Source organism: Paenibacillus sp. 01L418, from assembly GCF_056400045.1.
Map to the genome: position 1 here is coordinate 1 of NZ_JBFTSN010000745.1, position 1,365 is coordinate 1,365.

At 36.6% G+C, this 1,365-nt stretch carries 2 protein-coding genes; both read left to right on the forward strand.

Annotated features, from left to right (window positions below; genetic code table 11):
- The first annotated feature begins 277 nt into the window (after window positions 1–277).
- Window positions 278–526 (forward strand): hypothetical protein, encoded by a 249-nt coding sequence (locus AC1DSE_RS35285; protein ID WP_076270138.1) that lies wholly within the window; start codon window positions 278–280, stop codon window positions 524–526.
- Window positions 527–894: 368 nt separating this feature from the next.
- Window positions 895–1,365, forward strand: a 471-nt coding sequence (locus AC1DSE_RS35290; RefSeq protein ID WP_477529124.1) for a polysaccharide deacetylase family protein, incomplete at its 3' end; no start/stop codon positions are given.

Consider the following 1,365-nt stretch of genomic DNA (forward strand, 5'->3'; position numbering starts at 1 on the left):
GAAACAGTCTTGCCCCGTGTAAGAAATCTTCCCAGACACCAATAGAGTTTGAATAAACTAATTTTGTTGCTCATGCGCAAAACCCGAAAAATCCAATAGGATGAGATCTTTTATACCACATCGCATAATAAAAACAGATTTTAGACTAAAAAAAGGCTCCTGTAACTCTACAAATAGCCAATACCTATCTACTCGTTCATTCATAGAATAGTCAGTAAGAACCATCTACAGTCAAGCTGCTTTAAATAGTGATGAAAGAAAGGGATGCTGAGCTATTATGGGATGCGAATTGGGACGTGTCATCATTGAAAGAAACGAAGGCACGATTATTTTTGGGAATGTTGGCAGAATAAACATCAATATAACCAATATAGCCGGAAAAGGAAGCAGCAGTGATTCTAGCAGCAGCGATAGTGACAGCGGCAGCGATAATAGCGATTCTGGTCAGAATTCAACCGATTCCTCTGATTTAAGATCAATATCAGTTAATTTAACTAGAAAATTTCTAAAAAAGAAACGTAAATAGATTTAATAACAGCCATTTGGTTATCAAAGCAGGTCAATCAATAAAGGGGACAACGGATGATGAGACTTATATTAAATAGTCTCAGAGTGCCGCTGTCCCCTTAAAAATTCATCTGCTTCATCACTGATGGCCATAGCCTGTCCATCCTTCTTCTTACATAGTGTTACCAATTAACAATTCAATAATCAGTAGCTGATGTCGATTTTTGCGAGATTTTACAACATAGAAACAAGTTAGCCATAGTGCTGACACTTTTATTTTTTATACTGACTAAACAGACATCCCAAAGTTATATGCCACAGTACAAAAAGAAAGGACAAAAGAACCATCGTAATCAAAACATCTTACACAAAACGAGGAATTAGATCATGCGAAAACTTGCCATTTGTATTATTTTAATCATTGTTACTCAATTATCTGCATGCAGCAGCAGTCCAAATCCTATCCAAGCAACTGTAAATGACACAGATGAACAACTTGAAACAAATTTAATTACTGTAAAGCAGCCTTCCGAAATCGATGATGACAAAAATAATAAAACGATATATTTAACCTTTGATGATGGCCCCTCTTCAGCTACCAATGAAATATTGGACACGTTAAAGCTATTTCACGTGAAAGCGACATTTTTTATGTTGGAACCAAAAATGCGACAATCTCCAGAAATCGTTAAACGAATTGTAGAAGAAGGACATGCCGTAGCTTTGCATGGTGTCACACACAATAAAAATCGATTTTACCGTTCGGAACAATCTGCGCTGGATGAAATGAATCAAGCTCAAAAAACACTTGAGAAAATTACAGGCATCTCATCGGTTCTAATTCGTACGCCTTACGGC

What these genes read in the sequence shown, in the direction of transcription:
- AC1DSE_RS35285 (WP_076270138.1), top strand. Translation starts at nt 278, where the DNA reads ATGGGATGCGAATTGGGACGTGTCATCATTGAAAGAAACGAAGGCACG.